Annotated in this window: 5 protein-coding genes; 1 reads left to right on the plus strand and 4 read right to left on the minus strand. The window is 68.4% G+C overall.

The genetic code is table 11. The annotated features are described in order from the left end of the window. Positions 1-16 precede the first annotated feature (16 nt). The 4 genes from ABZ374_RS06720 to ABZ374_RS06735 all read right to left on the minus strand — a co-directional run bounded on the left by ABZ374_RS06720 (position 17) and on the right by ABZ374_RS06735 (position 5,100). The gene (locus ABZ374_RS06720; protein ID WP_360307152.1) at positions 17-1,135 is read right to left on the minus strand and encodes an ABC transporter ATP-binding protein; all 1,119 of its coding nucleotides are present in this window, start codon (positions 1,133-1,135) and stop codon (positions 17-19) included. Beyond that, the gene (locus ABZ374_RS06725; protein ID WP_360307155.1) at positions 1,132-2,130 is read right to left on the minus strand and encodes an ABC transporter permease; all 999 of its coding nucleotides are present in this window, start codon (positions 2,128-2,130) and stop codon (positions 1,132-1,134) included. Before ABZ374_RS06725 ends, ABZ374_RS06720 begins: the two co-directional genes overlap by 4 nt. Before the next feature lie 108 nt (positions 2,131-2,238). Then, positions 2,239-4,011 (minus strand): ABC transporter substrate-binding protein, encoded by a 1,773-nt coding sequence (locus tag ABZ374_RS06730; RefSeq protein WP_360307158.1) that lies wholly within the window; start codon positions 4,009-4,011, stop codon positions 2,239-2,241. Between the two features lie 63 nt (positions 4,012-4,074). Next, a complete protein-coding gene (locus ABZ374_RS06735; protein ID WP_360307161.1) occupies positions 4,075-5,100 on the minus strand; it encodes an ABC transporter permease in 1,026 nt (341 codons plus the stop codon). 528 nt (positions 5,101-5,628) lie between these two features. Here ABZ374_RS06735 and ABZ374_RS06740 point away from each other — a divergent pair. Beyond that, positions 5,629-7,437, plus strand: coding sequence for a helix-turn-helix domain-containing protein (locus tag ABZ374_RS06740; RefSeq protein ID WP_360307164.1), 1,809 nt, complete (start codon positions 5,629-5,631; stop codon positions 7,435-7,437). Positions 7,438-7,657 lie beyond the last annotated feature (220 nt).

Here is a 7,657-nt window from a genome sequence, read left to right on the forward strand (position 1 = left end):
TCCTTTGCGTTCTCGCTCACAGCCTCGGCGCAATCTCTTCGGTCCAGATCCGCTCCCGCTGCTCCCGCGTCAGGTGGCAGGCGGCCCAGTGCCCGTCGCCGACCTCGGTCGGCTCGGGGCGGATCGTGCGGGTGACGTCGTCCTTCGGTACGTCCGCGTACGGGCAACGCGGGTTGAACGCGCAGCCGGACGGCAGGTTGATCAGCGAGGGCGGAGAGCCCTCGACCGGGACGAGCCGGTCCTGCTGCTCGCGATCCAGGCGCGGCATCGAGCCGAGCAGACCCCAGGTGTAGGGGTGTCGGGGTTGGTGGAACACCTGCTCGGCCGGGCCCCGTTCGACGCACCGGCCGCCATACATCACCAGGATGTCGTCGGCGAGTTCGGCGACGACGCCCAGGTCGTGGGTGATCACGATGACCGCAGAGCCGAATTCCCGCTGCAGATCCCGGATGAGATCGAGGATCTGCGCCTGGACGGTGACGTCGAGGGCGGTGGTCGGCTCGTCCGCGATGAGCAGTTCGGGGTTGTTCACCAGGGACATCGCGATCATCGCGCGCTGGCGCATGCCGCCGGAGAACTCGTGCGGGTAGTTGTCCATGCGTTTGTCCGGTTGCGGGATGCCCACCCGGTCGAGCATCTCGACCGCACGCCTGCGGGCGGCCTTCTTGTCCACGTCGTGGTGGATCCGGTACGCCTCGACGATCTGTTGGCCGATCGTGTAGTACGGGTGCAGCGCGGACAGCGGATCCTGGAAGATCATCGCCATCTCGCGGCCCCGCAGCCTGCGCACGTGGTCGGGGTCGGCCGACAACAGGTCGATGCCGTCGAGTCGGATCTCGCCGGAGATCCGCGCCTTGCGCCTGCCGTACTGCCCGGCGGTGTGCAGGCCCATGATGCCGAGCGAGGTCACCGACTTGCCGGAGCCCGACTCGCCGACGATGCCGAGGGTCCTGCCCCGCTCCAACTCGAAGCTGAGCCCGTCGACGGACTTGACCAGGCCGTCGTCGGTCGGGAAGTGCACCCTCAGGTCCCGTACTTCCAGGAAGGCGGGCGATGCGGGCGAGGCGTCGGCGGGTTCGTCCGCTGCGGTCGCGCTGTCGCCGAGTTCGCTCACGCGAATGCCGAATTCGGTCATGTGAGCCTCACTCGGGGGTCGATCACGGCGTACAGGACGTCCACCGCGAGGTTGGCCAGCAACACCGACAGGGAGGTGATCAGCACGACGCCCAGGATGATGGGCAGGTCCTGGTTCCTGATGGCGTTCAGCACGGCCTGGCCGAGGCCGGGCAGGTTGAACGTCGACTCGGTGAGGATCGCGCCGCCGATCAGGGCGCCGAGGTCCATGCCCAGCATGGTGAGGATCGGCGTCATGGTGGAGCGCATGGCGTGCTTGCCGATCACGGTCTGTTCCCGCAGGCCCTTGGCCCGCGCGGTGCGGATGTAGTCCTCGCCCAGGACCTCCATCATCGTGGCGCGGGTGATCCGCGCGTACATCGCCGCATAGAGGAAGGCGAGGGTGATCCACGGCAGGATCATGCCGCCGAACCAGCCGCCCGGGCTCCGGCCGAACGGCACGTATTGCGCGTCGAACCATTTCAGCCCGAACGCGAAGGTCGCCAGGGAGAGCATGCCGGTGAAGTAGATGGGCAGGGACACACCCGCGAGGGCGACGACCATCGCGCTGCGGTCCCAGAGGCTGCCGCGCTTGAGTGCGGAGAGCACACCGGCCGCGACACCGAAGACCAGCCACAACACGGCGGCACCGAGCGCGAGCCCCAGGGTCACCGGGAAGCGGTCGGTCAGCACCGGCCAGACGGCCTGTTCGCTCTTGAACGAGTAGCCGAAGCACGGCGCGGAGCAGTGCACGACGTCGCCGCCGGTCGCGTAGGTGCGGCCGGTGAAGATGCCCTTGAAGAATCCCCACGCCTGGAGGTGGACGGGGTCGCTCAGGCCGAGTTTCTCCCGTACCGCCTCGACGGCGGCGGGGTCGGCCTGCTTGCCCACGAAGCTCGCGGCGATGTCGACGCCCGCCCATTTGGGGACGAGGTAGAAGATGCCGAAGACCACCATGATGATGACCACCAGCATCACTGCGGCGGCGAACAGCCGCCTGATAAGGTATGCGAGCACAGCTTTCGGCCTGCCGCGGATCACGGGTGCCGGGGCTTCCCGGCGGCCCGTGATCACGCCGCGCCGGCCTTCACCTGCCTTTCGTGCCGTTGGGCGGGTGTGCCGGAGTTACTTCGAGGGCTTGAGGCCGAGGTTGACGAAGTCGTAGCCGTTGTAGGCGTCGGTCATGTAGACGTTCGTCAGCCGACCGGAGCGCCAGTTCAGGTACTTCTCGTAGGTGAAGGGCAGGTAGTAGCCGCCCTCCATCACCTTGTGGTTGATCTGCGTGGCCATCCGGGCCTTGGTGCCCTCGTCGAGTTCCTTGGCGTAGGCGTCGAACAGTTCGTCGATCGCCGGGTCCTTGATCAGGGCGTAGTTGTTGTTGGCGCTCTCCAGGACGTACTTGCCGTCCCACAGCGGCCGACCGAAGCCCTGGACGGAGGGGAAGTCCGCGGCCCAGCCGTCGATGACGATGCCGTAGCCCTTCTTCTCCACGTTGGCGGGGCTGCCGACGATGCCCGAGGTCTGTGCGCCGTCGTACTGGTCGATCTGCGCGTTGATGCCGATCTTCTTCAACGACGCCTGCAGGGACTGGGCGGTGGCCACCTCGACCGGCTTGTTGTTGCGGACGGCGATGGTGGTGTCGAAGCCGTTCGGCTTGCCGCAGGCGGCCAGCTCCTCCTTCGCCTTGGCGATGTTTCCGCTCTTGTCGGCGCCGGCGATGGCGTACGGGTCGTACTTCTGGCCCTCGTTGCCCGGGATCGACCCGGGCAGCATGTTGGTTCCGATGTCACCGCCGGCCACCGGGCCACCGCGCGCGGTCTGCAGGGACACGTGGTCGGCCCCGTGGATGACCGCCTTGCGACAGTGCTCGTTGTCGAACGGCTTCACGTTCTGCGGGAAGGCCGCGTAACGGACGTAGCCGGAGACGGGATTGTCCAGGTTGCCCTTGTGCTGCTTCAGGGCGGTCTGGCGGCCCTGCGGCGACAGCCCGGTCTGGCTGAGGTCCAGGTCGTAGTCGCCGGCGATCAGTCGCTGGTCCAGGTCGTTGGCGTTGGAGAAGAAGGTGACGGCGACGGTGTCCGGGTAGGCCTTGCGGACCGGGTCCGAGGCTTCCTTCCACTGGGTGTTGCGGACCAGTTCCAGGCTCTTGCCCGGCTCGTACGACTCGAACTTGTACGGGCCACTGGAAAACGGATGCAGGCCGTACTTGGACTTGGTGTCCTTGTCCTGGCGTACCGGTGAGGCGGACGGCATCGCGAGCATCTGTGGGAAGTCGCTGTTGGGCTGCGGCAGACGGAAGACGATCGTCGTGTCGTCGGGTGTCTCGATCGCCTTCAGGCCCAGCTTGTCGGCGGATTCGTCCTGGTAGGGGCCCGGGTACGCGCCGTCGGGGTCGAGGATGTCCTTGAGGTAGACGGGACCGCCGGACAGTACGTCCTGCGCCCACTGGCGCTCGATGCCGTACTTGACGTCCTTGGCGGTGATCGGTCTGCCGTCCTCCCAGGTGCTCCCGGCGCGCAGGGTGAACGTGTAGGTCCTGCCGCCGTCCGTGACCTTGCCCAGGTCGGTGGCGAGGTCGGGTTGCAGTCCGGCGCCCGCCCTACCCGGCTCGGTCTTGTAGGTGACCAACTGGCGGCTGTAGTACCGCATGAAGTTCCAGGCGAAGCCGTAGTAGCTGCGCGTGGTGTCCCACGAGTCGCCGTCCTGGGCGCCGGCGAACTTCAGGGTGCCGCCCTTGGTGGCAGCGGCGTTCACGACCTTGTTGTTGGCCGCGTCGTAGCCGGCCTCGCTCGTGGAGTCGCTGCCGCCGCCGCACGCCGCCGTGGTCAGCAGCCCTGCGACCACGGCCGCGGCGGCCAGTGCCTGCTTGCGCCGCGCAGAGGCGCGTTGGGTAGTCACGATCTCGGATCCTCCGGATTCGATGAGATTTCTCGGGTGAAGTGCCTTGATTGGTAAGGCAGTTCAGCGAGAGCCCTTGGGGTCGAGCGCGTCGCGCACGCCGTCGCCGAACAGGTTGAAGGCAAGGACGGTGATGAAGATGGCCAGGCCCGGAACGATCATGTACATCGGATCCGAGTCGTAATAGTCGATCGCGTTCGAGAGCATCTGGCCCCACGAGGCGGTGGGCGGCTTGACGCCCACGCCCAGGAAGCTGAGCGCGGCCTCGGTCAGGATGTTCGTGGGAATCATCATCGTGGTGTAGACGACGATCGGGGCGACGAGATTCGGCAGCAGTTCCTTGAACAGGATGTGGAACCGCCCGGCGCCCAGCGAGCGGGCGGCCTCGACGTACTCGCGTTCGCGCAGCGAAAGCGTCTGGCCGCGCACCACGCGCCCGATGTAGGGCCAGCCGAAGAAGCCGATGACCAGGATCATCACGAACACGCGGACGCTCGAACCGGTCATGCCCAGCAGGTCGTTCGGCATCACCGAGACCAGCGCGATGATGAACAGCAGTTGCGGGAACGCGAGCAGACCGTCCATCACGCGACTGATCGCGGCGTCCACCCAGCCGCCGAAGAAGCCCGCCAGAATGCCGAGGATCGTCCCCAGGACGACCGCCACCAGGGCGGACAGGAAGCCGACGAGCAGCGAGATCCGGGCGCCGTACAGGATCCGGGCGAAGACGTCCCGGCCGTTGACCGGTTCGACGCCCAGCAGATGGTCGCCGCTGATGCCGCCCAGCGACCCCTTGGGGGTGCCGAACAGCGCGTCGATCGTGTCCTCGTGGAAGGCGTCCGGATCCTGTCCGACGAGGTTCGTGATCACGGGCGCGAGCAGCGCGATCACGACGAGCGCGAGGATGACGCCGCCGCCCGCCAGCGCCAACCGGTCCCGCTTGAGCCGCTCCCAGGCGATCCGCCCCAGCGAACGGCCCTGTACCGACTTGGTGTTGCCGTCGACTGCCGCCGATTCCCCGGCCGCGCTCGGGGCTGCTTCCGCGCTCGGGGGCGCTTTCGCGGTCGGCTCGTGCAATGGTGCCGTCATCTGACAGGGATCCCTCTCAACCGGCGCTGGTCGGAACGTACTTGCCGCTGTGGCGGCGTCTTCACGGGATGGGCTGCAAGGGCGGACACCCCTGTGCTCGGAAGTCCTCAACGCTTCGGCGCCGCGCCGCCGGGCCGAGGAGCGGGAGAAGTCCCGAGCAAGCCGGACCGGGGGATCCGGCCCGCATGGACACGCACGGGGTGCCGGACGACCACGCCGCTCACCGAAGCTCGGCTCCGGGCGACGGCCGCTCGCTTGCTGGATTGTGCATGCGGACAGCGTGGTCCCTGGCTCGTCCGGGTACATGCGGTACGCGTCCAGAGATTCTCCGGATGCTTTGTACGACTGGCCAAAAAGCCGAGGAGGCGCGGTGCCGGAACCCGTACCGGTCACGTCTCGTGCACGCCCGGTGCCTCGCCGGGCACGGGCACGGTTGTTCCGCCGTACAAAGCAGCGGGCACATCCTCGTAATCTGAGATAAAGCCGCCGCAACCTTGACGCTTTTAACCTGCGGAGGTGATCAGCCACATGACGACACCTCCCGCCAGGAGCCTTGGCCGGGTGCTCGAGGACTTCGGCTCCACCCACCTCGACCTGCTCTACGGCGATGTCGAGGGGACGGCGGAGATCGGTGGCGTCGGCATCCACGATCCACACGACGAACAGCGGCATCCGCCGCACGCCATCGTGCTCGGCGTCGGCGTGCACGGCGCCGACGAGATCGTCGAGCTGCTGCGCCGGCTCGCGGACGACCACGCGGCGGCACTGGTGGTGCGGGAGACCATCGAGCCCGCGGCCGAGTTGGCACAGGTCGCGGCCGAGACCGGGGTGGCCCTGCTGGCCTTGACCCGAGGCGTGTCCTGGGCCGAACTGGCGGCGATGTTCCGCACGTTCCTGTCCGACGGAGACAACGACGAGGCGCAGACCCACACCCTGGGCGGGGTCCCGTCCGGGGACTTGTTCGCACTGGCGAACGCGATCGCGCCGCTGTTGGACGCCCCCATCACCATCGAGGACCACCGCTCCAGGATCCTCGCCTTCTCCGGTCGGCAGGACGAGGCGGATTCGGCGCGGGTGGAGAGCATCCTGGCCCGGCAGGTGCCCGAGCGCTACCTGCGCATGCACGAGAAGCGCGGCGTCTTCAGGGACCTGTACCGCAGCGACGCCCTGGTGTACGTGCCCGCGCCGACGTTCGGCGACGAGGTGGCACTGCCGCGGGTCGCGGTCGCCGTGCGCGCCGGTGACGAGTTCCTCGGATCCGTCTGGGCGGCACTGCGCAAGCCCCTCACCCCGGAGCGGGAGCAGGCGTTTCTGGAGTCGGCCAAGCTCGTCGCCCTGCACATGCTTCGTTTCCGTGCGGGTGCCGATGCGGAGAACCGGCTGCGTGCCGACCTGGTCACGACCGCGCTGGAAGGCGGCGTGGCGGCGATCAGAGCGCTCCGCCGGCTCGGCCCGGGCGGCGGGCCGATGTTGGTCATGGCCATGGGTCTGGCTCCCGGCCGGGGCGCCGACCATGCCCACGTCACGGCCGAGCGGCAGCGGCTGGCCGGCGCGCTGGGCGTGCATCTGACCGCCGTGCAGCCGCGTTCCGCCGTGGCCCTGCTGGGCGAGGTGGTGTACGCGCTGTTCCCGGTGGCGGGCGATCCGGCGCACGCTCGCGAACGTGCCGTGTTGGTGGCGGCGAACTTCGTCCGGCGCACCGGGGAGCGGGCCGGCGCCGTCATCGCGGTCGGGTCGGTGGCCGGCGAACCGGTCGACCTGGCCCACTCCCGGGCCGACGCCGACCGGGTGCTGCGGGTGCTTACCAGTGGCCGGACGTCCCGGCGTGTCGCGTCGATCGCCGATGTGTACGTCGACGCGCTCCTGTTGGAGATGCGCGACTTCACCATCGGCAACCGCGACGAACTCTTCGGCCCACTCGCCCGGCTGGCGGCGTACGACGCCAAGCACAACGCCCAGCTCGTGGACATGCTCCGGGCGTGGCTGGACGCCTTCGGGGACGTGATGGTGGCCGCGGCGAGCGTGTTCGTGCATCCCAACACGTTTCGCTACCGGATCCGCCGGGTGGCCGAGGTGGGTCGGATGGACCTGCAGGATCCGGCGGAACGCTTCGCCATGATGCTTCAGTTGCGGCTGATGGACCTGGGCGGGCAGGCCGGGGAGGGGGCCTTTGCCGCGCTGCCCGACGCTCGATCGGCCGACTGCCCTCGGGAGGATTCGGAGGCGCATGTGCCGTGGCACGGGCACACCCCGCTGCGGGCCGTGGAAGGTGTTCGGGGTGTGGACGGCGACTGTTCGCCGTCGCGTCCGCTTCGTCCGCGCGGCATGTCGGTCTGAACAGGCGCGTCGCGTCGCATTGCACCGCATCGCCGAGTCGTCCACGCGTCCGGGCGTCGATCCATTGGTTCGGTCCCGGCGGTGGGCGTGTGCTGCCGTCGTGGTACCGCCGTCGTACCGCCGGGGGGGGTGCCTCTATGTCTTTCGTCAACCGAGATCGGGTCATGCTGCGACCGGTTCGGCCGGTCGGGATTCGTAGAAGGTTCCGTCTCTGAGCATG

The organism is Embleya sp. NPDC005971, assembly GCF_040629175.1.
Classification (GTDB): domain Bacteria; phylum Actinomycetota; class Actinomycetes; order Streptomycetales; family Streptomycetaceae; genus Embleya.

Coding starts and splice junctions, on each gene's coding strand:
- ABZ374_RS06740 (WP_360307164.1), top strand. CDS start 5,629: ATGACGACACCTCCCGCCAGGAGCCTTGGCCGGGTGCTCGAGGACTTC.
- ABZ374_RS06735 (WP_360307161.1), bottom strand. CDS start 5,100: ATGACGGCACCATTGCACGAGCCGACCGCGAAAGCGCCCCCGAGCGCG.
- ABZ374_RS06720 (WP_360307152.1), bottom strand. CDS start 1,135: ATGACCGAATTCGGCATTCGCGTGAGCGAACTCGGCGACAGCGCGACC.